A 23290-nucleotide genomic window follows, 5' to 3' on the forward strand; every position below is an offset into this window, starting at 1 on the left:
GCGGGCAGGGCACCGAGCTCAGCGCTTCTTCTTCGCGCCGCGTCCCTTCTTCTTCCGACGGGAGGAGCCCGAGGCCGCCGCGGCGCCCGCTCGCGCGGCCCCCTCGGACGCATCGGGCCCGTCGGACGCGTCGGTCTCCTCGTCCTCGTCCGCCCAGTCCATGAGCAGGGGGTTCGTCGAGCCTGCGGCCTCGTCCTCCTCGTCGGCCCGGGAGAAGAGCGGCTTGGAGGCCTCCCCGAAGTCGTCCTCGAGGTCCGTCTGCGGGGCGGTGATCTCGTAGAGCCAGCAGGCGCCGAGCGCGAGCAGCGCCACGAGCGCCACGCCCCAGCGCAGGAACTCGTTCGTGCCGTCGATCATCGCGTTGATCATCGAGGCCACCGAGAGCACGCCGATCAGGGAGCCGACGAGCGCCGCCATCGAGATGAAGGTGCCCAGGGCGTTGCGCAGGCCGCCCATGAGCACCGTGGTGCCGAGCGCGCCCGAGTGGCCCCACGAGCCCGGCCCGCCGTAGCGGCCGCTCTCGATGACGCGCACCGAGGAGGTTCCCAGGCCCGCGGCGAGCGTCGAGGCCACGGCGGTCGCGAGCGCCGCGAGCACCAGGGTCCCGACGAAGGCCGGGAGGGCCGACGGGCCCAGGCCGAAGCCCGCGACCACCGGCATCAGCGCGGCGATCGCGACCGGCGCGAGGGCGGCGCGGCGCGAGGTGAGCGGGAGGTCGTCGAAGTCCATGGTGTCGCGGCCGTCGAGGATGGCGGCACGGGTCTCGACGACGGCGACGACGCCCAGGCGCCGCAGACCGTGCAGCAGCGACGAGGCGATCAGGGCGATCGTCACCACGCCCAGGGCGATCCCGCCGAGCACCGCGACCGAGTCCGGGGTCATCGCGTGCAGGGCGCGGTCCTCCCAGACGCTCTTCGCGCGCGAGGAGCCGGCGACCGCGGCGACGATCGTGGCGAGGAAGGGCAGCGCCGCGAGGGCCGCGACCAGCTGGACGCCGACGGCGGTCTCGGCGCCGCCGGTGCGGCTCGCATCGCGCCACGGCTCGGCCGTGCCGGGACGGTCCGCGAAGGCGCCGGAGGTGTGCAGGGCGGCGCTCGCGGCGATCACCACGAGTCCGCCCAGGCCCGCGAAGGCCACGAGCGAGAGCGCCAGGGCCGGGACCCCTTCGGCGAGCACCACGAGCACGGCCAGCACGAGCGCGCCGAGCGCGAGGACGCCCGCGGCCGCAAGGGCCGCGGTGCCCAGCACGGTGATCGCGCCGAGGGCCCCGCCGGTGCGGCTGCTGCGGGCGGCGCGCAGCGAGGCCGCCTCGTGCGGGTTCAGCACGCGCGCGGCGAGTAGCTGGGCGAGCAGCGTGATCACGGCGCCGAGGGCCAGGCCCAGCGCGGCGAGCGCGTTGGGGTGGGTGCCGTAGAGGGTGAGGGTGTCCAGGAACGTGTTCGCGTAGTGCGATTCGTCGGTCGCGGTGATCCACTGCGACATGTCGGAGATCGCCGAGGTGATCTGGCTCTGCAGGTCGCTGCGCGGCACCGGGGAGTCGGAGCCCGTGAGCGCCTTGTCGGTGAAGCTGCCCATCCCCACGGCGGTGAAGCGCAGGTTCTGGTAGCTCGAGGGCAGCCAGAGGGCGACGCCCGCGATCATCCCGCCGACGCCCAGCAGCGCGGGCACGAGCTGCCCGGCGCGCAGGGCCGTGCGCTCGCGGCCCTCGCGACCGGTGTGCGGGAACAGGGCCACGACGAGCGCGACCGCGACGGCGACCGTGAGGGCGAGGATCGTGATGCCCAGGCCGTGCGTGGCGAAGACCGGCACGGAGACGCGGATGCCGGCGGCCGCGAGGGCCGCCGTGAGGGCGACCAGCGTGGCCGCGCGGGCGGGACCGCGGCGCAGCAGCTGCGCGAGGCGCAGGTGGGGTCCTCCCGGGTTGGTCTCGTCCTCGGCGTGGATCTCGTTCTCGTCGGAGCCGACGAGCATCGTCGCGGCGTGCCCCGTGCCGTGGGCGAGGGAGGCGATCGCATGCAGGGCGAGCGCGTAGAGCGCGGCGCCCGCGGCGTAGGCGATGATCGGCGAGGCCGCGGCCTCGCGCATGAAGTACACGGACAGCACGACGGGGAGTGCGCCGATGCCCAGGGCCGTCGCGACGAACAGCCCGCCGAAGCGGGAGATCGCGCGCGGACGGTCGCTCGGCGCGATCCCGAAGGCGCTCATCATCATCCCGCTCGCGCGCCAGGCGGCGAGCGCACCGGCCATCAGGCCGATGAGGAAGAAGCCGATGCGCAGGATGCGCACATCGGACGAGCCGGGGACGAGCAGCAGCAGGAGTCCCGCGGGCACTCCCACCCAGCCGGCGACGACGGTCGCCGTGGTGACGAGCGAGCCCAGTCGGCGCCCCAGGTTCCGGTCGACCGCGGGGTCGCCGGTGTCCGAGTCCTCCTCGGTGAGCAGGTCCGGGTCGTCCTCGTCGGCCGGGGCGATGCCCTCCTCGTCCTCGTGCACCTCGAGGTCCTCGGCGCTCTCCGTGCTCGCTGCGTCGGACGCGCGAGCCGACCCCTTCCCGCTCGCGCGGGACTCCGCGCGGCGGCGGGCCACGGCCGCACCATGATGGGCGAGCCGCGGCGGGATGATCGCGCCGAGCACGATCGCGGCGACGGCGAGGACGCCGAGCACGACGAGCAGGACGGCGCTGTCCTCTCCGAGAGCGAAATCGGTGATGAACTCCACGGGGTCTCCTGCCTGGTGGGACGGGCCCGGCGGGCGGGCCCGTCGGATCATGCCTGACGGATCGTGCCTGGGGAGGCTGGGGAGGGGCTGGGCCGTGTCGGGCCGGGTCGCGCCGGCTCCGGCCGGCGTGGGCCGGACCGGGTCAGTCCATCAGCCCAGCAGCGAGAGGTCCAGGACGTCCGGGGCGCCGGCGACGACGCGGATCGGGACGCCCCAGTCCTGCTGGTGCATGTGGCAGGCCGGGAACTCGACCGACGGATCCGCGTCGCACGAGGCGGCGCGCGCGTTCACGTGCAGCACGCCGTCCGAGTACGCCGGGTCCAGCACCACCGTCCGCTCGAGAGCGGTCGAGGTGCCCGAGCCGGAGGTGAGCATCGAGGTGGGCGTCGTCGAGATCGACACCTGGGTCGAGGGACCCAGCGAGTCGTCGAGCTTGTGGCCGGGCGGCGGGGTGAACAGCACGCGCACCGTGAGGGCGCCGGGACCCACCTCGGTGACCGGGCGCGAGGTGCGCTGCGCGCCCTCGTCCAGGACGCGCTCGGCGGCGCGCGCCACGGGCACCCAGGTGAGGCGGTGGGCGCCGGACTCGACGACGATGAGCTGGCCGATGCCGTCGATCGGCGCGCCGATCACCGCGCCCGAGGGCTCGGCGAGATCGGTCGCGACGGTCACCACGGTGCCCCTGCCCTCGTCGCCCGTGAGGTCGATGAGGCGGATCGCGCCGTTGTAGGTATCGCAGACGGCGAGGCGGCCGTCGGGCAGCGCGGTCACACCCAGCGGGTGCTGCAGGCGGGCGTGGTCCGCGGGGCCGTCGACGTGCCCGAAGTCGAACAGGCCCTTGCCCACGACGGTGCGCACGGTGAGGGTCTGCGGGTCCAGCAGGCGGATCGCGGAGGACTCGGAGTCGGCGATCGCGAGGGTCCCGTCGTCCATCTCGTCGATCCCGGAGGGCTGCGCCCACCAGGAGGACACCAGGGCGCCGTCGACGAGGCCCTCCTGGGTGGTGCCCGCGAGCACGGCGAGCGAGCCTGTGCGCGGGTCGAACGTCCAGATCTGGTGGATGCCGGCCATGGTGATCACGGCGCGGTCCAGGGCGTGGGACCAGGTGATGTCCCACGGGGTGGAGAGCGCGAAGCCGAGCGGGTCGCCCTCCCCCGTGGGCAGGGCCTGTCCCTGCATCCACTGCGCGCCGCCGCCCGCGACGGTGCCCACGATGCTCGTGGTGCGCGAGCGCAGCAGGCGGCTGCGGCCGAGCTCCACCGAGCGCAGCAGATGGTTGGCGCTGTCGGCGACCAGGACCTCGTAGCCGGCCTCGTCCGCGACCTCCGTCGGGAGGACGAGCACGCCGTTGGGCTCGGCGAAGAGGGCGTCGGGCGCGTCGCCGTCGGCGCGGCCCCGTCGGCCCTCCCCGATGACCTCGGAGACCGTCGAGCCGTCGGGCTCGAAGACCACGAGGCGGTGCTGGCCGGCATCGGAGACGATGAGGCGGCCGTCATCGAGGGTGGAGACCTTCGAGGGGTAGCGCAGGGTCTGGGGGACGCGGTCGGCGATGACCGTCGGCGCGGGGCCGCGGCGCAGGGAGCCATCGGCCTCGCCCTCGGTCACGAGCTGCGCGGCGAGCGCGTCGATGGTGTCCGCATGGCCCTCACCGGAGAGGTTCGCGGCGATGCGGCCGTGGGTGTCCAGCACGGTGAGGGTGGGCCAGGCGCGCGCCCCGTACTCGCTCCAGGTGCTGAGCTCGGGGTCGTCGAGCACAGGGTGGGTGATCTCGTAGCGCTCGATGTTCGCGGCGAGGGCGTCGGCGTCCTTCTCGAACTCGAACTTCGGGGAGTGCACGCCGACGACGACGAGCTCGTCGGCCCACTTCTCCTCGATCGGCCGCAGCTCGTCGAGGACGTGCAGGCAGTTCACGCAGCAGAAGGCCCAGAAGTCCAGGACGACGACCTTGCCGCGCAGATCCTCGAGGTCCAGCTCGACGCCGCCGGTGTTCAGCCAGCCGCGGCCGCGCAGCGCGCTGCCGTGCACGCGGACGTCGCGCGCGGCGCCCCCGACGGGGCCGGACGGGGGGCCGCCCGCTGGCGCTGCGGACGCAGATCCGTCACTGCTGGCAGGTCCGTCGGTCGCTTCGCCTGATGAAGTCATGGGGGCAAGTCAACACCGAGCCGCGGCGCGCGTGCCAGTCAAGCTCGCCATGCCGACGGGTCGGTCACACCCTGAGCGCGCCGACCTGGGCGTACGTCGGAGTGTGACGACGGGGTCGACGGGCCGGCAGAGCCGGCGAGGTCGACGGGCCGGCAGAGCTGTCGAGGCCGACGGACCGGCTCACCAGCTCTCGATCCAGCTCAGCAGGCCGGGGTCGGCGAGGGTGCGCAGGGAGAGGTCGGCGGGCGGGGCCTCGCCGTCCTGCGGGATCGTGATCAGGCGCAGGCCCGCCGAGCGCGCGGCCTGAGCGCCCGTGTGGGAGTCCTCGAAGGCGAGGGCCTGGGCGGGCTGGGCGCCGAGCGCGCGCGCTCCCGCCTCGTACATGTCGGGGAACGGCTTGCCGCGCTCCACGGTGTCGGCCGACTCGAGCACCCGGAAGTAGTCGCGCAGACCGGCGCGGCCCAGCTTGTCCTCGAGCATCTCGTGCCAGGAGTTCGAGGCGCACGCGATCGGCACCCGCGCGCTCGTGGCCGCGAGGACCTCGTGGACGCCCGGCAGCACGTCCAGGTCGCCGGCGACGTCGGCGCTGAAGCGCTCGCGGGTGGCGGCGAGGACCTCCTCGTAGGGGGCGTCCGCGAGGTCGGCGATCACGCGGGAGGCGTCCTCGACCGTGAGGCCCAGCGGCAGGGCGCCCTCGGCGGCCGCCGGGTCCACGCCGTAGCGGGCGAGGATCGCGGGCTGGGTGCGGTGGCTCCACGCGGTCTCGGTGTCCAGGAGCATCCCGTCGCAGTCGAAGACGACGGCACGCGGCGTCCAGTCGCCGAAGGCCTCGCGGAAGCGGTCGAGGCCGGTGGCGGCGGCCGAAGGGGTGGGCGTCGGGGCAGGGGTGGTCATCGGGCTCTCTCCCAGGTGCGGATCCAGGCATGCAGGGCGGTGTCCTCGAGGCTCGCCAGGGTGCGGTCGGCGACGGGTCGCTGCCCGGGGATCGAGGGGACGGCGATGAGGGGCAGCCCGGCCGCACGGGCGGCCGTCGCTCCGGTCTCGGAGTCCTCGAAGGCGAGGGTGTCGGCGACGCCGGCGCCCAGCCGCCGGGCGGCCTCGACGTAGATGTCGGGCGCGGGCTTTCCCTCGGCGACGTCGTCGACGCTCACGGCGGTGAGGACGACGTCCGCGATCCCCAGGCCCTCGAGGGCGTCGTCCAGGAGGTCGCGCGGGGAGTTCGAGGCGATCGCCACCGGCACACGCGCGGCGACCGCGCGCACGGTCTCTACGGCGCCGGGCAGGACGGCGACGGCATCGGTGAGCGCCTCGCGGTGCAGGACCATGAGCTCGTCGGCCGCTGCATAGGGGTCCTGGCCGGTGCGGGCCGAGAGCGCGCGCACGACGGTCTCGATGCTGCGACCCGTGAGCGACCTGCGCGTCTCCTCGTCGATCGTCGCGTGGTGCGCGGCGAGGTAGCGGGCCTGGGTCGCGAGCCATTCGGACTCGGTGTCCACGAGCAGCCCGTCGCAGTCGAAGACGACGGCGCGCGGGCTCCAGCGCGGCGGCCAGGTCGCCAGCGGGCCGGTGTCAGGAGCGGAGGGGGTGGGACTCACCCCTCAAGGCTCTCACGTCCCTGCCCGCACGGACGATGCGAACCCGGCGTCCGCGGGCCGTGGGAGCAGGTCGTGACCAGGCAGAGAACCGGATGTTCACGCGTTGTTCCGGGCCCCGTTCACCTGGCCGTCAGGAGTGGGCGGGGCGGGCCGGACGGAGGCGACCGGCCCGCCTCCGTCTCAGAGCTCGGCGACCGCCGCGAAGCCCTTCTCGAGGTCGGCGAGGATGTCGTCGATGTGCTCGAGGCCCACCGAGAGCCGCACGAAGCCGGGCTCCACGCCCGCGGCGCGCTGCTCCTCCACCGTGAGCTGCGAGTGGGTGGTCGAGGCCGGGTGGATGACGAGGCTGCGCACATCGCCGATGTTCGCCACGTGCGAGTGCAGCTCGAGGGCGTCGACGAAGGCCACGCCCGCCTCGCGCCCGCCCTCGAGCACGAAGCCCAGCACGGAGCCGGCGCCCTTCGGGAGGTACTTCTGCGCACGGTCGTAGTAGGGCGAGTCGGGCAGGCCCGCGTAGGCGACGGAGACGACGCCGGGCCGGGCCTTGAGGTGGTCCGCGACCTTCCGGGCGTTCTCGACGTGCCGCTCGAGGCGCAGCGGGAGGGTCTCCAGCCCCTGCGCGATGAGGAAGGCGTTGTGGGGCGAGACTGCGGGCCCCAGGTCGCGCAGCAGAGCCACCCGGGCGCGGATCGCATACGGGGGCAGGTCGGGTGCGAGCGAGGAGTAGACGAGCCCGTGGTAGGCGGGATCGGGCTCGTTCAGCAGCGGGAACTTCTCGGAATCGGTCGAGAAGTCGAAGCCCCCGCCGTCCACGATCACGCCGGCGATCGCGGTGCCGTGGCCGCCCAGGAACTTGGTCGCCGAGTGCACGACCACGTCGGCCCCGTGCTCGAGCGGCCGCAGCAGGTATGGGGTCGCGATGGTGTTGTCGACGATGAGCGGGACGCCCGCCTCGTGCGCGATCGCGGAGACGTTCTCGATGTCCAGGATGTCCTGGCGCGGGTTCGGGACGGACTCGGCGAAGAACGCCTTGGTGTTCGGGCGGACCGCCGCCCGCCAGGAGTCGAGGTCGTCGGGGTCCTCGACGAAGACCGTCTCGATGCCCAGCTTGCTGAGGGTGTGCTTGAGCAGCGAGTAGGCGCCGCCGTAGAGGCTCGGGGAGGCGACGATGCTGTCGCCGGCCTGCGCGACGTTGAGGATCGACAGCGTGATCGCGCTCTGCCCCGAGGCGACGAGGAGCGCGGCGACGCCGCCCTCGAGCGCGGCGATGCGGTTCTCGACGGCCTCCTGCGTGGGGTTCGTCAGACGCGTGTAGATCGGCCCGAGCTCGGCCAGGCCGAAGCGGTCGGCGGCCGACTGCGCGCTCGGGAACACGAAGCTCGTGGTCTGGTAGATCGGCAGGGCGCGGGCGCCGGTATCGGAGTCGGGCGCCTGACCGGCGTGGATCGCGAGGGTCTCGAAGTGCGGGGCGGGGGCGGTGTCGTTGTCGGGCATGGGGACACCGTCGGCGAGCGCCCTGTCCGAGCGCAAGGCTCGCGCGCGAACGTGAACGGGTGTGACGCGGCGACGGGCGGGTGATGGCCCCGTGCGGGAAGTGCCGCCAGGTGCTCCACGACATCGACCCGGGCATCCGCCTCGTGGTGCGCGACGCCTCCAGCGCACGCGATGCCCCCGCCTCACGCGATGCCCCCGCCTCACCCCAGCTCGAGCGTCCGCCCCGTCCAGCGCCTACGCAGCCAGCGGTCGTGGGAGGCGATGACCACGGTGCCCTCCCACTGCCCGATGGCGCGCTCGAGGCGGGTGGCGAGGTCGAGGCTCAGGTGGTTCGTCGGCTCGTCGAGCAGCAGGAGCGCGGGCGGGTTCGCGAGCAGGGAGGCGAGCGCCGCGCGGCGCTGCTGGCCCCGGGACAGCTCGCCGAGCGGCCGGTCCAGATCGCGCGGATGGACGAGCCCCATGAGGTCCGGGACGCTGTCGCCCTCCGGGGTGCCGCCGAGCATCCGGCGCACGCTCGTGCGCTCGTCGATCTCCTCGTCCTGGGCGAGCAGAGCGCGGTCCCGGGTCACCGAGACCGTTCCCCGATCGGGTGCGAGGAGCCCTGCGAGCAGGGACAGCAGCGTCGACTTTCCCGAGCCGTTGGGCCCGGTGATCAGCAGCTTCTCCCCCGCCGAGACGCTCAGCGACGTCGCGGGCAGACGGCTTCCGAGCCCGGCTCCGGCGACCGAGACGAGCACCTCGCCGGCGGCACGGCGCCTCGCCGCGTCCGGCAAGCCGGTGAAGTGCAGCTCTGCCGGGGGCTTGCGGATCTGGTTCTCCTCGAGCTCGGCGAGGCGCCGCTCGGCGTCGCGCACCCGCCGCGAGACGACGGCGGCGTTGCGGTCCGCGTAGAACTTCTTCGACGCGCGGGCCTCGGTGCGCGGACCGCGACCCTCGTGGCCGACGCTGTGGCTGGACGCCACGGTCTCCCGCAGCCGGTCCAGCTCCTCCTGCTCGTCGCGGAACTGCTTCTCCCAGCGCTCGCGCGCGTCGAGGCGCGCATGCAGGTAGTCGGTGAAGGTGCCGGTGTACGCCGTGAGGCCGCCGACCTCCTCCCCCAGCGGCGTCGGCGAGGGATCGAGGTCGAGCTGGGCGCCCGTGGCCTGGTCGAGGAAGGCGCGATCATGGCTGGCCACGAGCACCGGGCCCGGGTGCTCGGCGAGCAGGCGCGCGAGGAAGTCGGCGCCCGCGTCGTCGAGATGGTTCGTCGGCTCGTCGAGCAGCAGGGTCGTCGGCCGCGTGATGAGCAGATGCGCCAGGGCGAGGCGCCCGCGCTGTCCGCCGGAGATCTCGGCGAGCAGCCGGTCCGACGGGACGTCGGCCAGGCCGAGTCCCGCGAGGACCTCGGCGGCGCGCGTCTCGGCGTTCCAGACGTCGGCCAGCGTCGCGCGGGCGAGCAGGGCGTCGTAGCGGGCCGCAGCACGCGGCGAGTCGTCGACCGCGAGCTCAGCGCCCGCCTCGGTGAGCGACTCCTCGAGCCGGCGCGCATGGGTGAGCGCCTCCTCGACGACCTCGGCGAGCGTCGTCGCGGTCGGATCGTGCGGGAGCTCCTGGCGCAGCAGGCCGACGGGGCCGGGCGCCTGCACCTCGCCGGATTCCGGCTCCTCCTCGCTCGCGAGGATCCGCAGCAGCGTGGACTTGCCCGATCCGTTCTCCCCGAGCAGCCCGGTGGGCGTGCCGACAGGGACGGTGAGCGAGATGTCGGTGAGCACCCGGCGGGCGCCGTAGCGGTGGGAGATCCCGTCGGCCCGCAGGTGGAGGGCGGAATCGGCACGGGGGACCGCGAAGGCGGAATCGGTGGCGGTGTCAGTGGCGGCGGTGCGCGGGGTGGATGAGGTCATGGATCGGCTCCGGGGTGTCGTCGGGACGCGGACGGGGATGCCGATCAGATGCTCATGGCGATCACGCTAGCCCGGGGCGGGCGGCGGCGACAGGGATTTTCCGCGCGCGGAGGCCGGGCGTGAGGGCGGGGACCGGGCGTGGGGGCGGGGACCGGGTGTGTGGGCGGGGACCGGGAGTGGGGCGCCGCGGGGGTACTGCCAGGGACTGCCAGGAGCCGGCCGACGGGCGGAGCATGGATATCGCGGACGGCGTCGGCGCCCACGTGGCCGGCGCCCGCCGCACCCGCTCATCCACGAGGAGGATCAGATGCACACCAGGACACTGGGACAGGGACTCGAGGTCTCCGCGATCGGACTGGGGGCGATGGGCATGTCGCAGTCCTACGGCCCGAACCCCGGCAGCCGCGAGGACATGATCGGCGTGCTGCGGTTCGCCGTCGAGCACGGGGTCACCTTCATCGACACCGCCGAGGTCTACGGGCCGTACGACAACGAGCGCCTGGTGGGAGAGGCCATCGCCCCGATCCGCGACCAGGTCGTGGTCGCCACGAAGTTCGGCTGGAACATCGTGGACGGGACGATGCAGGGCACCGATTCGCGTCCGCAGCAGATCCGGAAGGTCGCCGAGGAGTCCCTGGAGCGGCTCGGCATCGAGCGGCTCGACCTCTTCTACCAGCACCGCGTCGACCCGGACGTGCCGATCGAGGAGGTCGCGGGGACCGTCGGCGAGCTGATCGCCGAGGGGAAGGTCGCCCACTTCGGCCTCTCCGAGGCCGGCGCCGAGACCATCCGCCGCGCCCACGCGGTCCAGCCCGTGACCGCCGTGCAGAGCGAGTACTCCCTGTGGACCCGCGACCCCGAGCCGGAGGTGCTGCCCGCCTGCCACGAGCTCGGCATCGGCTTCGTGCCGTTCAGCCCGCTCGGCAAGGGATTCTTCACCGGCACCGTCACCGCGGACCAGGACTTCGGCGACGGCGAGATCCGCGCTCGCGTCCCGCGCTTCGAGGCCGAGAACCTGCGTCGCAACCAGGCGCTCCTGGACCACGTCACCCGGCTGGCCGACGAGCGCGACGCCTCCCCCGCCCAGATCGCGTTGGCCTGGCTGCTGGCGCAGTCCCCGTCGATCGTCCCGATCCCGGGCACGCGCCGCCGCGAGCGGGTCGTCGAGAACGCGGGCTCGACGCAGGTGCGGCTCTCGGCCGACGACGTCGCCGCGCTCGACGCCCTGGCCGCGCACGTGGGCGTCGCCGGCGACCGCTACGACGAGAACGGGATGCGCATGGTCGGGCTGTGAGCGGCGCGGCGCCGGCACCTCGGTGACGGACCTGTGCCCGGTCCCGTGCGGTCCCCGATCCTCAGCGGGTTCCTTTGCCGTGCAGACCCCCTGTCCTGAGCGGGTTCGCTGTCTTCCGTCGGCCTATGCGCGACATCCGTGTCTCATACGGCACGGATGTCGCGCATACGCCGTTCCATGACCGCCGCCCTTGGCCTCGCGGGACGGGAGTTCGGCAAGCGCGGGGGTCGGCGGGCCGATCATCCGGGGGCCGGGAGGCTCGCAACCGGACCGATCGGCGGGGCCGCCGACCGGTGGGGCCGCGTGCTGCGCCGCGTGCCGCGTGCCGCGTGCAGCGGGTCGGCGGACGGTGCAGGCCGGGACCGGGTCAGTGCACGCGGCGGTCGTCGACGGCGGCGCGGGTGCGGCGCAGGGCCTCGCGGCCCAGGTCCGGCACGCGCGTCGCGACGGCGACGAAGATGCAGTCCACGACCGTGAGCTGGGCGATCCTGGAGGCGGTCGCCCCCGAGCGCAGCTCAGACTCGACGGCGGCGGTGAGCAGGACGTCGTCGGCCGCCTTCGCGAGCGGGGAGCCCGCGGCGCCGGTGACGGCGACCACCCGGACGCCCGCCTCGCGGGCGATGCGCGTCGCGTCCAGCAGCTCCGCGGTGCGGCCCGAGTGGGAGAAGGCGATGAGCACGTCGTCCGAGTCGAGCAGGGCGACCGCGGGCAGACCGTTGTGGGCCTCGGTGTGCACGACGGCCGGCAGGCCGAGCCGGGCGAGCTTCTGCTGCTCGTCCGTGGCCGCGAGCCCCGAGGCGCCGACGCCGAAGAGGACGATGCGGCGCGCGGGGGCGACGGCGTCGGCCACCCGGGTGAGCGCCTCGAGGTCCAGTCCGCGCACGGTGTCGTGCACCGCGCGGGAGTCCGCCGCCGCGATCTTCCCGGTCATCGTGGCGATGTCGTCCGAGGGGTCGATGTCGCCGTCGCTGCTGTGGTCCTCCCCGGCGGTCGCCGCGGCGACGGCCTCCTCATGGAGGCGGAAGCGCAGGTCACGGTAGCCGCGGAAGCCGAGCTGGCGCGCGAAGCGCACGACGCTCGCCTCCGAGCAGTCGGCCTCCCGGGCGAGGTCGCCGATGGTCATCGAGGCGACGCCCGCCGGATCGGAGAGGATGAGATCGGCGATGCGGGCGAGGGCCGGCTTGAGGTCGCCGCGCAGGCTGCGCAGCCTCAGCAGGAGCGGCGGCGTGCTCATCGCCGGTCCGTGGACGGACTGTCCGGCTGCAGGCTCATGGTGACTCCTTCGTCGTGAGGCTCGCGACCGCGCTGCGGATGCCCGCCGGGTCGCCCCGTCTCCCGGGATCCTTCCCGAAGCGTACTGCGGCGACCTCCGCATCCGTGACATCCGCATGCGCGAGGAGCGCCACCAGGGCGACGCGCACGCGGCCGCCCGCCTCCTCCAGCACCCCGGCGGCCCGCTCGGGCGACTCGCCGGTGGCCTGGACGAGCATCCGCACGGTGCGCGCGACGAGCTTCGCGTTCGTCGGCCGCACGTCGATCATGAGGTTCTGGAAGGTGGTGCCGAGCCGCACCATCGTCGCCGTCGACAGGGCGTTGAGCACGAGCTTCTGGGCGGTCGCGGCCTTCATGCGGGTCGAGCCGGTGACCGCCTCGGGGCCGACGTCCACGAGCACCGCGACGTCCGCGAGGCGCGCGAGGGGCGCCTGCGGATTGGCCGCGACCAGGCCCGTGGACAGGCCCCGCTCGCGGGCGGCGGCGAGGGATCCGCGCACGAACGGCGTGCGACCGCTCGCGGCCAGGCCGATCACCACGTCTCCCTCGCCGCACTGCTCGGCGACCAGGTCGGCGCCCGCGTCGGCGTCGTCCTCCGCCCCCTCGACGGCGCGGGTCATCGCGGCGATGCCGCCCGCGAGGTGCGCGGTGACCATCTGCTCGGTCGCGCTGTAGGTGGGGAGGAGCTCGACGGCGTCGAGCACGCCCAGGCGGCCCGAGGTGCCCGCGCCCATGTAGTGCACGGTGCTGCCGGCGGCGATGGCCTCGACGCACAGGTCGACGAGGCGGGCGATGGGCGCGGAGACGGCCTGCACGGCGCCGGCCACGCGGGCGTCCTCCGCGAGGATCGTGTCGACGAGCTCGGGGGCGTCCAGGGTGTCGAGCTCGTGCGTGCGCGGGTTCCGCTCCTCCGTGGGCGAGGCGAGCGCGATGAGGTCCTGCCAGCGCTCGGCGGGCTCAGCACGGACGGCCGGCTCGGTGGGGGCGGCCGGCTCGGTGGGGACGGCCGGCTCTGCGTGCGCGGCCGGCTCGGTGGGGGCGTCGGGCTCGGTCTGCTCGGTCAACGGGCACCTCCCGGGGTGCGGTGGTCGGGTCCGAGCAGCCGCAGGCGCCGGGGGCGCGGGCGCGCGGCGGGAGCGTCGGACGGATCGGACGTGCCGCGCGGGGCGGCGCGGCACGGATCGAGGCCGGTGACGGGCACCGGCGGGGTGAGGGAGCCCAGCACGGCGGCGCCGCGGGCGCCGGTGACGGGCCCTCCGTCGGGGCCGACGGGCAGGGCGGGGATGCCGTGGACGGAGAACCAGCCGATGACGGCCATCAGCAGCGCCTCCTTGGCATCGGAGGGGACGCCCAGGTCATCGCTCGGGCGCAGCGGGACCGGGGCGAGGAGGGCGGCGAGGCGAGCGCGCAGCACGGGGTTGCGCATGCCGCCTCCGGAGGCGAAGACGACGGATGCGCCGGAGTCGTGCACGATGTCGGCGACGGTGCGGGCCGTGAGCTCGGTGAGCGTGGCCAGCAGGTCCGGCAGGTCGAGCCGGGCGGCGCGGGGGCTCATGCGTTCGACGTACGCGGCGTCGAAGTGCTCGCGGCCCGTCGAGCGCGGCAGCGGGAGCGCGAAGAAGGGGTCCGCGAGCAGCTCGGCGAGCGCGCGCTGGTCGACCGTGCCGGAGGCGGCGAGGCGGCCGTCCTCGTCGCAGTGCATGCGCCCGCCCGTCGCCCGGCGCACGGCAGAGTCGAGGAGGGCGTTGGCAGGGCCGACGTCGCCGGCGCGCACGGTCGGCTCGGTGGTCCCGGCGGTCCCCCCGGTCCCGGAGGTGCCGTCGGCCTCGGAGGAGCCGCCCGACCCGGCGGCCTCGACGAGCGTCACGTTCGCGATCCCGCCGAGGTTGAGCACGGCTCCGCCCTCCGCCCCCGCGAGCATCACATCGAGGACCGGGGCGAAGGGGGCGCCCTGACCGCCGCGGGCGACGTCCGCGCTGCGCAGGTCGTGCAGGACGCTCGTCCCCGTCGCCTCCGCGATGCGGGCGGCGTCCCCGATCTGGAGGGTGCCCTGCACGCGTCCGTCCGCAGCGGCCCAGTGGTGCAGGGTCTGGCCGTGGGAGACGACGAGGTCGGCGCCCGCGCGGTCCGCTCCGTCAGCGCCGCCCGTGCGCCCGAGCACCCGCGCGGCGACCTCGCCGAGATGGGCGCCGATCTGCGCGTGCAGCATGTCCCAGGCGGCGACGTCGCTGACCGCGGGCGGGAGCACGTCCAGGATCGCCTCGCGCAGCGGGCCCGGCCAGGGATGCTCGTCGACGTCCAGCAGCCGTGCCGTGAGCACGTCGGGGTCCGACGGGTGGCGCGCGAGGTCCACCAGGACGGTGTCGACCGCGTCGGCCGAGGTGCCGGACATCATGCCCAGGACGCGCATCGTGACGGGCTCGCTCAGCGTGCTGGGCTCGCGCATCGTGACGGGCTCGCTCATCGCGGCTCCCGCCCGGCGCGCAGCAGCAGGTCGACGGCGGCGCGCATCATCGTCAGCGAGCTGCCCAGGGTGCTCACGCTCCCCCGGTGCTCGAGGGCGGCGTCCGGGACGCCGGTGTGGACGAGGATCGCGTCGGGCCGCTCGCGCAGCGCCTCGGCGACGCGCTGGGACTCCGCGGCGTCGGAGCGCGGGAGCCGGGTGACCACGAGGACCTCGGCGGCACCGGAGAGATCGCCGGGGCACTGGGCCTCGGTGACGTCCACCCCGCGCTCCCGCAGGGCGGTGACCAGGTGCGGGCTGCGGGAGCCGGAGGCGTGGTCGGCGCGCACGCGGGCGTCCGCGACCACCACCGGTCCCCCGCTGAGAGCGGCATGGCGGGCGGTGACCGCGCGGCGCGCGGCATCGGCCCCGATCTCGTCGAGGTCGCGCAGGGTCTCCGGGATGCTCCGGCGCGGCTCGACGCCGCGGCGGATCCGCAGCGAGCGGATGGCGGCGCGGGTCTGCGCGGCCCGTCGGCCGATCTCCTCCTGGTCCAGACGCCCGCTCTCGAGCGCGGTGAGGATCGCGTCGTGCGCTTCGCGGACCATCTGCGCGGCGTCGCGGCGCAGCGAGGTGCCCAGGCACAGCAGGTGCGCGCCCGCCTCGAGCGCGCGCACGGCTGCCTCCCCGAATCCGGGATCGGCGGCGACGGCGGCCATGTCCAGGGCGTCGGTGATCACGAGCCCGTGGAAGCCGTTCCCGGAGACCTCGTCGAGCAGCGTCGTCGACCAGCGTGAGAGCGAGGCGGGGCCCTCACCCAGGGAGGGCACGAGGATGTGGGCGGTCATCACCGCATCGAGCCACGGGGCGATCTGGAAGGGGGCGAGGTGCTCGCGGCGCACGTCGCGCGCGGCGAGGTCGATGCGGGGCAGGGCGGTGTGGGAGTCGACGGAGGTCGCGCCGTGCCCCGGGAAGTGCTTGCCGGTCACGCCCAGTCCGGCGCTGCGCAGGCCGCTGGCCATGGCCCGGCCGTGGCGCGAGACGCGGTCGGGGTCGTCGCCGTACGAGCGGGTGCCGATCACGGGGTTCGCCGGGTCCGTCGAGACGTCGAGCACCGGGGAGAGCACGAGGTCCATGTCGCAGGCGGCGAGGAGCTCGCCGAGGGCCTCGCCCGCACGGGTCGTGAGCGCGACCTCGTCGATCTGCCCGAAGGCCCAGGCGCTGGGCAGGGACGAACCGGTCGCGGCCTGCAGGCGGGAGACGTCCCCGCCCTCCTCGTCGATCGCCACGAGCACCTCGTCGCGGCGCTCGTGGATCGAGGCGGCGAGCGCGGCCGCGGTCTCGGGATCCGGCGTGTTGTACCCGAACAGGATGATCGAGCCGAGGCCCGCGTCGAGTGCCTCGCCCGCCCAGTCCGGGAGCGTCGTGCCCTCGAGCGGGGCCATCAGCAGGGTGAGGACGTCGCGGTCCCAGGCGGGCGTCCCACTCATCCCTTCACCGCGCCCTGGGTGAGGCCGCTCGCGAGGTTGCGCTGGACCAGGACGAAGAAGATCACCACGGGCAGGGCGATGATCGTCGAGGCGGCCATCACGGCGCCCCAGTTCGCCGTGTTCTGGGTGAAGAAGCTGCGCAGCCCCACGCCCACGGTGTACTTCGAGCTGTCCTGCATGAAGGTCAGCGCGAAGATGAACTCGTTCCAGGCGGTGATGAAGCTGAACACGCTGGTCGCGACGAGGCCCGGGGCGACCAGCGGGAAGAGGATCGAGCGGAACATGCGCAGCCAGTTCGCGCCGTCCACGTAGGCGGCCTCCTCGAGCTCCTTCGGGACTGCCGCGACGAAGCCCCGCAGGTTCCAGATCGCGAAGGGCAGGGAGAACGCGAGGTAGACGATGATCAGGCCCAGCATCGAGTTCAGCAGGTGCAGGTTGCGGGCCTGCAGGAACAGGGGGATCACGAGCGCCTCGAGCGGCACCATCTGCACGAGCAGCACGAGGATCAGCACCTGGGTGCGCAGGCGGAAGCGGAAGCGGGCCACCGCCACGGCGGCCAGAAGCGCGATCGCCCCGGAGATCAGCACGGTGCCCAGCGCCACGATCGCCGAGTTCTTCACGTAGTCCAGGAATCCGGCATTGACCAGCACGAAGCGGAAGTTCTTCAGGGTGAACCCGGTGGGCAGCCAGCTCGCGCCGCGCCCCAGCGGATTCGGGTCCACGGCCGTGGAGAGCATCCAGTAGAAGGGGAACAGCGAGAACATGAGCACCGCCGCGATGCCGACGACCTTGCCGATGGCGGCCGCGATGCGGCGCGGGCTGCGGCGACGGATCGCCGCGCGCTGCGCGGTGCGCTCGGCGGCGCTCGGCGCGGGGCCGACGGGGGCCGCGGGGGCGGTGCGGGCGGAGGGGGCGGTGCTCACAGCTCGTCCTCCTTCATGAGCGAGCGCATGTAGATCACGGAGATCACCAGCAGCAGGAGTGTCAGCAGTACGGCGATCGCCGAGCCGCGTCCGTACAGCCCCTGGGCGAAGGACTCCGAGTAGGACCACACGCCCAGGTTCATCACGTCGCGGTTGGTGCCGTTGCCGCCGGGCATCAGGTAGATCTGCGTGAAGACCTTGAAGTCCCAGATGGTCGACAGGATGATGCAGACCGCGAGGATCGGCCGGATGCCGGGGATGGTCACGCTGCGGAAGCGGGACAGGGGGCCGGCGCCGTCGAGCGCCGCGGCCTCGTAGAGCTCCTTGGGCACGGTGCCGAGCCCGGCCAGCACGGTGACGGCGATGAACGGGAACCCGTGGTAGACGACGTTCGCGGTCGCGATGGCGTAGAACGCCCAGCGGTTGGCGAACCAGTTCCAGGAGCCGGCCTCCATGATTCCCAGCTGGTCCAGGGTGCTCGCGACCAGCCCGTTCAGGGGGTCGAAGAGCCAGACGAACACATAGGTGCCGGTGATCGCGGGCACCGCCCAGGCGACCATGATCGCGGTGGTGCAGATACTGCGCCACCAGGTGCCCAGGGTGTTCAGGAACAGGGCGACCACGATCCCGACGACCATCGTGAGCACCACGCACACGATCGCGAAACCCACCGTGTTGGGCAGCACCGTGCCCCACAGGAACGGATCGGAGAGGATCTCGGTAAAGTTCGTCAGGCCCGTGTAGTTCGAGTCCCCGCGGATGAGGTTGCGCAGCCGGTAGTCCTGCACCGACAGGTTCAGCACCCGCACCAGCGGCCAGAGCAGCAGGACCGCGAGGGTCACCAGTCCCGGGGCGAGCAGCAGCCAGGGAGCGGAGCCGCGCTGGAGGCGTCGGCGCACCGGGACCCGTCGGCGTGCGAGGGTCCCGGTGGCGTGCGCGGTGTTCTCGTGCGCGGTGTTCTTCGGGGAAGAGGTGCCAGCGCTCATCCGCCGAAGATCTTGTCCATCTCGGTGGCGGCGGCGTCGGCGGCCTTCTGCGGATCGGTGCCGCCGAGGATGTCGCTGAACAGGGTGGACAGGGTCTTCTTGCCCTCGATCTGACCCCAGGCCGGGGTCACGGGAACGGTGGTGCCGCCCTCGGTCATCTGCTGGGCGAAGACCTTGGTGAGGTCATCGCCGTCGGAGACGACCTGGTCCAGCGCCTTCTGCTCGCCCGGGAAGTAGTTCGTGTCCTTGGCCCACTGGGTCGCGAACTCACCGGTGGACATGAGCTTGATGAGCTCGAAGGCGAGCTCGGGCTCCTCGGTCTCGGTGAAGCGGCACAGGAGCGAGCCGCCCAGGAAGGAGGGCGCGACGGCCTTGTCCTTCGCGGGGATCGTGAAGGCGACGAGGCGCTTGTAGAGGTCCTCGTCGTCGGCCTTGATCGTCGCGGGCACCCACGAGCCGGTGATGAACATGGCGACCTTGCCCTGCTGGAAGGCGGCCAGGGAGTCCGTCTCGAGCCAGCTCGAGGCGGCAGCGGTCGACGAGTCGTGCTTCAGCGCGAGATCCGTGTACCAGGTGATGCCCTCGACCGACTCGGTGGAGTCGATCGCGGCCTTCCACGTCCCGCCGGACTCGGTGGCGATGTCGCCGCCCGCGCCCCAGACGAAGGGCATGCCGGCGAAGGTCGAGCCGCCCGCGATGGGGAACGGGATGATGTCGGGGTTCTTCTTCTTGAGCGTCTCGATCATGGACAGCAGGTCGTCCCAGCTGCCGGGCTGCTCGGTCACGCCCGCGTCCTCGAGGATCTTCTTGTCCGCGAGGATCGAGCGGACGCCCGCGTACCAGGGCATGCCGTAGAGCTCGTCGTCCAGGGTGCCGGCGTCCACGAGGCCCTGCACGAGGCCGTCGCCGATGCCCGCCTTCTCGACGTCCTCGGTGAGGGGGTCGAGGCCGCCGGCGTCGGCGAACTCGGGGACCCAGGTGGTGCCGACCTCGGCCACGTCCGGGCCGGTGCCGCCGCTCATGGCGGTCACGAACTTGTCGTGCGCGCCGTCCCAGGGCTGGACCTCGACCTTGAGGGTCGCCCCGGTCTTGTCCTTGAAGGCCTTGCTGATCGCGTCGACGTACTCGTCGGTCTTCGCGTTCGTGCCCTGCATGATCCACAGGGTGATGGTCTTGTCGGCGTTGGCCTCGGTGTCGGTCGGGTCGCTGCCGCCCGAGCCGCCCGAGCAGGCGGCAAGGCCCAGTGCGGCGGAGCCGGCGGCTCCGGCGGAGAGAACACCTCGTCGTGAGATCATCGGAACTCCTCACAGCTGTCGGGTCGGCACGTGCCGGGCGGCACTGTGGATATCGTCTCGTCGTCGAGCGATGCGGGAACCGCGTCGAGAAGCAGCGTCATCGAGGATCCGGGGATCCGGGATGACACCCTCCGGGATCGCTCCCGGAGCCGAACGTCAAGAAAACTTCCCTCGCCGATCTTCTATGCTGAAGTTACCACGATGAAGGAGGTCCCGTGCAGGCTCCCCAGGACCGTGACCGAGCTGTGACGTCGCCCGTCGTGCTGGTGGCGGACGTCGGCGGCACCCGCAGCAGACTCCTCGTCGCGCCGGTCGATCCGGACGATCCGCCGCTGATGGCCGAGCCCGTCACGGGGCCCGGTGCGAACCTGCGCTCGAGCGGCCCCGGAGCGCTCGCGGCGCTCGCCGAGCCGGCCCGTCGCGCCCTCGAGGCGGCAGGGATCGACGGTCCCGCGGCCGCGCAGGAGCGCGTGGGCGCCGCGGTGCTCGGCCTCGCGGGCAACGGCGCGGCCCGCCGGCGGGAGATCACCGCCGCAGTGGCCGAGACGCTCGCTCCGCTCGGCATCGAGCCGGGCCGCCTCACGGCGACCGACGACCATCTCACCGCCTTCCTCAGCGCGGGCGTGGGCGAGGACGGCCTGCTGCTGCTCGCCGGCACCGGTTCGGTGTGCGTGCGCTTCGAGGGCCGCCATCCCGCGGAGCGCTGCGACGGGATGGGGTGGCTGCTCGGGGACGTGGGCTCCGCGGTCTGGCTGGGGCGCGCCGTGCTGCAGGCCGTCGCCGCGGACATCGACGGCCGCGGACCGCGCACCGGCCTCACCGAGGCGCTCGGCGACGTGCTCGAGCTCGATCTGCGCGACGGGCTCGTGCCGCGCTCCGCCACCGGCGATCCGCGACAGGACCTGGTCGCGGCGATCGATCCCCTCTCCCCCGCCGACCTGGGGCGCTTCGCTCCGCTGCCCGGATCGCTGTGCGAGGACCAGTTCGACGAGGTCGCGCGAGGGATCCTCGATGGCGCGGGCCGGCATTTCTCCCGCACCGTGCAGCGTCTGGACCCCGAGGCTGCGCTGCCCGTGGTGCTCGCCGGCGGCGTGCTCACGACCCCTGGGCCCATCCACGACGACCTCGTGACCTGGCTCGAGTCGGCGGGGCGCACCGTGGCCCCGGTCCAGGACGGTCTCGCCGGGGCGCTCCTCCTGGCGCGCGAGGCGGCGGGCGGGCCGGGCGGTCCCATCGGCCCGATCCGATGAACGCTCCCGCGGAGGACTCGGCGCGCGATGACTCCCGTGCGCCCGACGACCCCCGTGCAGAGGCTCGCGCACGCGCGAGGGATGCCGCAGAGGCCTCGGCGCGCCGCCGACGCGAGCGTCTGGCCCGCGCGCGGGAGCGACGTGCCCGGCGGGTCGACCGCGCGGCGGATCTCGCGCTCCGTCTGCGTTCCGAGGATCGCCGCAACACGATCGCCCTCACCGTCACCGTCGTCCTGTCCCTGGCCGCCACCTTCGCGCTGAGCGCGCTGTTCCCGAGCGAGCGGGAGCGTGAGGCGATCTCCCTCCCCGGTGCCTTCGCCGTCATCGCGATCACCGTGTACACGGCGAGCTTCGCGCTGCTCACGCACTGGTCCTTCCACCGCCTCCCCCGGCGGGACGTCGTGATCGCCGCGCGCCTGGCGCGGGCGCGGCGCGCCTCCGCCTGGCTGCGGTGGGTGTCGGGGCGCGGATCGGTCGGCGCCGAAGCACTGGGGCTCGTGCTGCTCGCGGTGCTCGCGATCGTGCTGCTCCTGCTCAGCGAGTCCGGCCCCTACCGCGTGGTGCTCCTGGTGACGACGATCGCCGCGATCCTGTGCACCTGGTACTCGACGGCGGTCACCCTCGCCGTCGAGTACGCGGCGGAGGACGGCCATGGCGACGCCATCGAGCTGTCCGCCCCGCAGCGCGGCTTCGACGAGTACCTCTACGTCTCCATGATCGTGCAGGTCTCGGGCTCGGCGAACGAGAGCGTCCCGCTCACCAGCAGAGCCCGCCGACTGGTGCGGCTGCAGGCCCTCCTCGGGCACGTGATGACCTCGGTGGTCGTCGCGCTCGGGATCTCCGTGGTGATCACGGTCGTGTGATCGCCGCAGGATGATCGCCGCGCGCTGGGACCCCGCGGACGGGGTCGCGGATAGGATGGCCGCGCCCCACGGCGTCGGCGCCCCGCCCGGACCCTCGCGTCCGACGGGACCGGTGCGCCGGGGGCCACGTTCCGCAAGCCCCGATCGGAAGGCCCTCCGCGATGTCCCACGCCTCCGCCACGCAGCAGACCTCCGTCGAGGACGCCGGCGTCGACGTCCCCAGTCGCGAGAAGGTCCTGGTCGTCGGCGCGGGCCCCGCAGGCCTCGCCGCGGCGGCCGCCCTGAAGGCGCTCCGCGTGCCCTTCGACCTGGTGGACGCGGGCAAGGACGTCGGCGGCATCTGGAGCACCTCGCGCGAGGACTCCCCCGTCTGGCCGGCGATGGAGATGATCTCCTCGACGCAGTTCACGCAGTACGAGGACATGATCCAGCCGGTCTCCTTCCCGAGCTTCCTGCGCCCCGCGCAGATGTCGAAGTACCTGCGCGCCTACGCCGCCCGCTACGAGCTCACCGACCATTTCCTGCCGCGCCTCGCGGTGCGCACCGCCGCGCCCTTCGAGGAGGGCGTGTGGCAGGTCGAGTTCTCCGACGGCCGCGTCACGATCTACCGCGCGATCATCGCCGCCCATGGCGTCTCCTCACGCCCGCACCTGCCGGAATGGGCCGGTGACGTGCCCGGGAGCATCCGCACCCTGCACTCCTCGGAGTGGACGGGCAGCGATGGGCTCGAGGGCAGGCGGGTGCTCGTGGTCGGCTCCGGCCAGTCCGCGGCCGACATCGCCGTGGACGCCGCCCGCCGCGCGCTCGAGGTGCGCTGGTCGGTGCGCACCGGCCACTGGATCGTCCCGCGCACGATCGGCGGACAGCCGGGCGACGTCGCCGCGTCCCGCGAGCCCTCCGTGCTGGGCTCCCTGAACGAGAAGATCGCCGAGCAGGTCGTCCGCCGCGCCGTCGGCGCCCCGGAGTCGCTGGGCCTGCCCAGGCCCGCCGCTCCCCTGCTCGAGGACGCCGTGATCGTCTCCGACGAGATCGCCCCGCGCATCCGCGACGGGCGCGTTACCCCCACGGGCGACGTCGAGGCGATCGACGAGGACGGCACGGTGTCCTTCACCGGCGGGAACCGCGCCCACGCGGACTTCGCGCCCGACGTCGTCGTCTTCGCGACGGGCTACGAGCAGGGCGCCGACTACCTCCCCGACGACGTGGTGCCCCGCACCGCGAGCGGCGGCCTCGACCTGTTCCTCGGCGCCTTCCCGCGAGGTCGCGGCGACCTCGTGCTGCTGGGCCAGCAGCGCGTGAACGGCGGCGTGCTGCCCCTGCTCGTCGAGCAGGCCGACGTCGCCGCCTACGCCCTGCACGCCGAGCGCGAGGGCACTGCGCAGGCCGCGCAGTTCCGGCGTCTGCGCGAGGGCTCGGACGCCCAGGTGCCGCTGCCCGGCGAGTCAGGTCTGCGCGGCCGCCTCGGCGCGCTGCTGCCGCCGCGCCGGGAGGACCGTCGCAGCGCGGGGGCGGGCGCGTCGGGCTCCGGTGCATCGGGCTCCGCGGCGGCCGAGGATAGCGCCCTCGTCCCCTTCGTGGATCGCGACCTGCTGCTCGCCCGCCTGCGGTCCGTGCGCGCGCTCTTCGACTGATCGGCCGGGACGAC

The 23290-nt window shown here is 73.7% G+C and carries 17 protein-coding genes; 4 read left to right on the forward strand and 13 right to left on the reverse strand.

Annotated elements, in window-relative coordinates:
- Positions 1 to 18: 18 nt before the first annotated feature.
- The 6 genes from FHG10_RS04890 to FHG10_RS04915 form a co-directional block, all read right to left on the reverse strand.
- Positions 19 to 2718 (reverse strand): pyrophosphatase, encoded by a 2700-nt coding sequence (locus FHG10_RS04890; RefSeq protein ID WP_152352208.1) that lies wholly within the window; start codon positions 2716 to 2718, stop codon positions 19 to 21.
- 150 nt (positions 2719 to 2868) lie between these two features.
- Positions 2869 to 4860: a thioredoxin-like domain-containing protein gene (locus FHG10_RS04895; RefSeq protein WP_152352209.1), complete on the reverse strand. Its 1992-nt coding sequence runs from the start codon at positions 4858 to 4860 to the stop codon at positions 2869 to 2871.
- Between the two features lie 180 nt (positions 4861 to 5040).
- Positions 5041 to 5754 carry an HAD family hydrolase gene (locus FHG10_RS04900; protein WP_152352210.1) on the reverse strand — a complete coding sequence of 238 codons (714 nt, stop codon included), beginning with the start codon at positions 5752 to 5754 and terminating at the stop codon, positions 5041 to 5043.
- Positions 5751 to 6455, reverse strand: a complete 705-nt coding sequence (locus FHG10_RS04905; RefSeq protein ID WP_152352211.1) for an HAD family hydrolase — start codon at positions 6453 to 6455, stop codon at positions 5751 to 5753. Before FHG10_RS04905 ends, FHG10_RS04900 begins: the two co-directional genes overlap by 4 nt.
- 180 nt (positions 6456 to 6635) lie before the next feature.
- Positions 6636 to 7949, reverse strand: a complete 1314-nt coding sequence (locus FHG10_RS04910) for a bifunctional o-acetylhomoserine/o-acetylserine sulfhydrylase (protein WP_152352212.1) — start codon at positions 7947 to 7949, stop codon at positions 6636 to 6638.
- 200 nt (positions 7950 to 8149) lie between these two features.
- A complete protein-coding gene (locus FHG10_RS04915; protein WP_152352213.1) occupies positions 8150 to 9829 on the reverse strand; it encodes an ABC-F family ATP-binding cassette domain-containing protein in 1680 nt (559 codons plus the stop codon).
- 307 nt (positions 9830 to 10136) lie between these two features.
- On the opposite strand from FHG10_RS04915, the gene FHG10_RS04920 reads away from it, so the two are divergent.
- Positions 10137 to 11123, forward strand: coding sequence for an aldo/keto reductase (locus FHG10_RS04920; RefSeq protein ID WP_152352214.1), 987 nt, complete (start codon positions 10137 to 10139; stop codon positions 11121 to 11123).
- A 367-nt stretch (positions 11124 to 11490) separates the two neighbouring features.
- Here FHG10_RS04920 and FHG10_RS04925 read toward each other — a convergent pair whose 3' ends face one another.
- From FHG10_RS04925 to FHG10_RS04955, 7 genes are all read right to left on the reverse strand, one after another.
- Positions 11491 to 12357, reverse strand: a complete 867-nt coding sequence (locus FHG10_RS04925; RefSeq protein ID WP_152352215.1) for a MurR/RpiR family transcriptional regulator — start codon at positions 12355 to 12357, stop codon at positions 11491 to 11493.
- Positions 12358 to 12391: 34 nt separating this feature from the next.
- Positions 12392 to 13459 carry an N-acetylmuramic acid 6-phosphate etherase gene (locus FHG10_RS04930; RefSeq protein WP_319803202.1) on the reverse strand — a complete coding sequence of 356 codons (1068 nt, stop codon included), beginning with the start codon at positions 13457 to 13459 and terminating at the stop codon, positions 12392 to 12394.
- On the reverse strand, positions 13456 to 14859 hold the full coding sequence (locus FHG10_RS04935) for an anhydro-N-acetylmuramic acid kinase (protein WP_227488038.1): 1404 nt from the start codon (positions 14857 to 14859) through the stop codon (positions 13456 to 13458). The genes FHG10_RS04930 and FHG10_RS04935 overlap by 4 nt, the downstream gene beginning before the upstream one ends.
- Positions 14856 to 16328: a glycoside hydrolase family 3 N-terminal domain-containing protein gene (locus FHG10_RS04940; RefSeq protein WP_152352216.1), complete on the reverse strand. Its 1473-nt coding sequence runs from the start codon at positions 16326 to 16328 to the stop codon at positions 14856 to 14858. Before FHG10_RS04940 ends, FHG10_RS04935 begins: the two co-directional genes overlap by 4 nt.
- On the reverse strand, positions 16325 to 17161 hold the full coding sequence (locus FHG10_RS04945; RefSeq protein WP_152352603.1) for a carbohydrate ABC transporter permease: 837 nt from the start codon (positions 17159 to 17161) through the stop codon (positions 16325 to 16327). The genes FHG10_RS04940 and FHG10_RS04945 overlap by 4 nt, the downstream gene beginning before the upstream one ends.
- Positions 17162 to 17247: 86 nt before the next feature.
- The gene (locus FHG10_RS04950) at positions 17248 to 18237 is read right to left on the reverse strand and encodes a carbohydrate ABC transporter permease (RefSeq protein ID WP_152352217.1); all 990 of its coding nucleotides are present in this window, start codon (positions 18235 to 18237) and stop codon (positions 17248 to 17250) included.
- On the reverse strand, positions 18234 to 19532 hold the full coding sequence (locus FHG10_RS04955; protein ID WP_152352218.1) for a sugar ABC transporter substrate-binding protein: 1299 nt from the start codon (positions 19530 to 19532) through the stop codon (positions 18234 to 18236). The genes FHG10_RS04950 and FHG10_RS04955 overlap by 4 nt, the downstream gene beginning before the upstream one ends.
- Before the next feature lie 215 nt (positions 19533 to 19747).
- Between FHG10_RS04955 and FHG10_RS04960 the strand changes: the two genes are divergently transcribed.
- The 3 genes from FHG10_RS04960 (at position 19748) to FHG10_RS04970 (ending at position 23276) form a co-directional block, all read left to right on the forward strand.
- A complete protein-coding gene (locus FHG10_RS04960; RefSeq protein ID WP_227488039.1) occupies positions 19748 to 20782 on the forward strand; it encodes an N-acetylglucosamine kinase in 1035 nt (344 codons plus the stop codon).
- Positions 20779 to 21645, forward strand: a complete 867-nt coding sequence (locus FHG10_RS04965; RefSeq protein ID WP_152352219.1) for a DUF1345 domain-containing protein — start codon at positions 20779 to 20781, stop codon at positions 21643 to 21645. Before FHG10_RS04960 ends, FHG10_RS04965 begins: the two co-directional genes overlap by 4 nt.
- Positions 21646 to 21806: 161 nt before the next feature.
- Positions 21807 to 23276: a flavin-containing monooxygenase gene (locus FHG10_RS04970; protein ID WP_152352220.1), complete on the forward strand. Its 1470-nt coding sequence runs from the start codon at positions 21807 to 21809 to the stop codon at positions 23274 to 23276.
- The last annotated feature ends 14 nt before the right edge of the window (positions 23277 to 23290 follow it).

It is taken from the genome of Brachybacterium subflavum, from assembly GCF_009299795.1.
GTDB lineage: Bacteria > Actinomycetota > Actinomycetes > Actinomycetales > Dermabacteraceae > Brachybacterium > Brachybacterium subflavum.

Coding starts and splice junctions, on each gene's coding strand:
- FHG10_RS04915 (WP_152352213.1), bottom strand. CDS start 9,829: ATGACCTCATCCACCCCGCGCACCGCCGCCACTGACACCGCCACCGAT.
- FHG10_RS04935 (WP_227488038.1), bottom strand. CDS start 14,859: ATGAGCGAGCCCGTCACGATGCGCGAGCCCAGCACGCTGAGCGAGCCC.
- FHG10_RS04900 (WP_152352210.1), bottom strand. CDS start 5,754: ATGACCACCCCTGCCCCGACGCCCACCCCTTCGGCCGCCGCCACCGGC.
- FHG10_RS04955 (WP_152352218.1), bottom strand. CDS start 19,532: ATGATCTCACGACGAGGTGTTCTCTCCGCCGGAGCCGCCGGCTCCGCC.
- FHG10_RS04950 (WP_152352217.1), bottom strand. CDS start 18,237: ATGAGCGCTGGCACCTCTTCCCCGAAGAACACCGCGCACGAGAACACC.
- FHG10_RS04910 (WP_152352212.1), bottom strand. CDS start 7,949: ATGCCCGACAACGACACCGCCCCCGCCCCGCACTTCGAGACCCTCGCG.
- FHG10_RS04965 (WP_152352219.1), top strand. CDS start 20,779: ATGAACGCTCCCGCGGAGGACTCGGCGCGCGATGACTCCCGTGCGCCC.
- FHG10_RS04940 (WP_152352216.1), bottom strand. CDS start 16,328: ATGAGTGGGACGCCCGCCTGGGACCGCGACGTCCTCACCCTGCTGATG.
- FHG10_RS04925 (WP_152352215.1), bottom strand. CDS start 12,357: ATGAGCACGCCGCCGCTCCTGCTGAGGCTGCGCAGCCTGCGCGGCGAC.
- FHG10_RS04920 (WP_152352214.1), top strand. CDS start 10,137: ATGCACACCAGGACACTGGGACAGGGACTCGAGGTCTCCGCGATCGGA.
- FHG10_RS04970 (WP_152352220.1), top strand. CDS start 21,807: ATGTCCCACGCCTCCGCCACGCAGCAGACCTCCGTCGAGGACGCCGGC.
- FHG10_RS04895 (WP_152352209.1), bottom strand. CDS start 4,860: ATGACTTCATCAGGCGAAGCGACCGACGGACCTGCCAGCAGTGACGGA.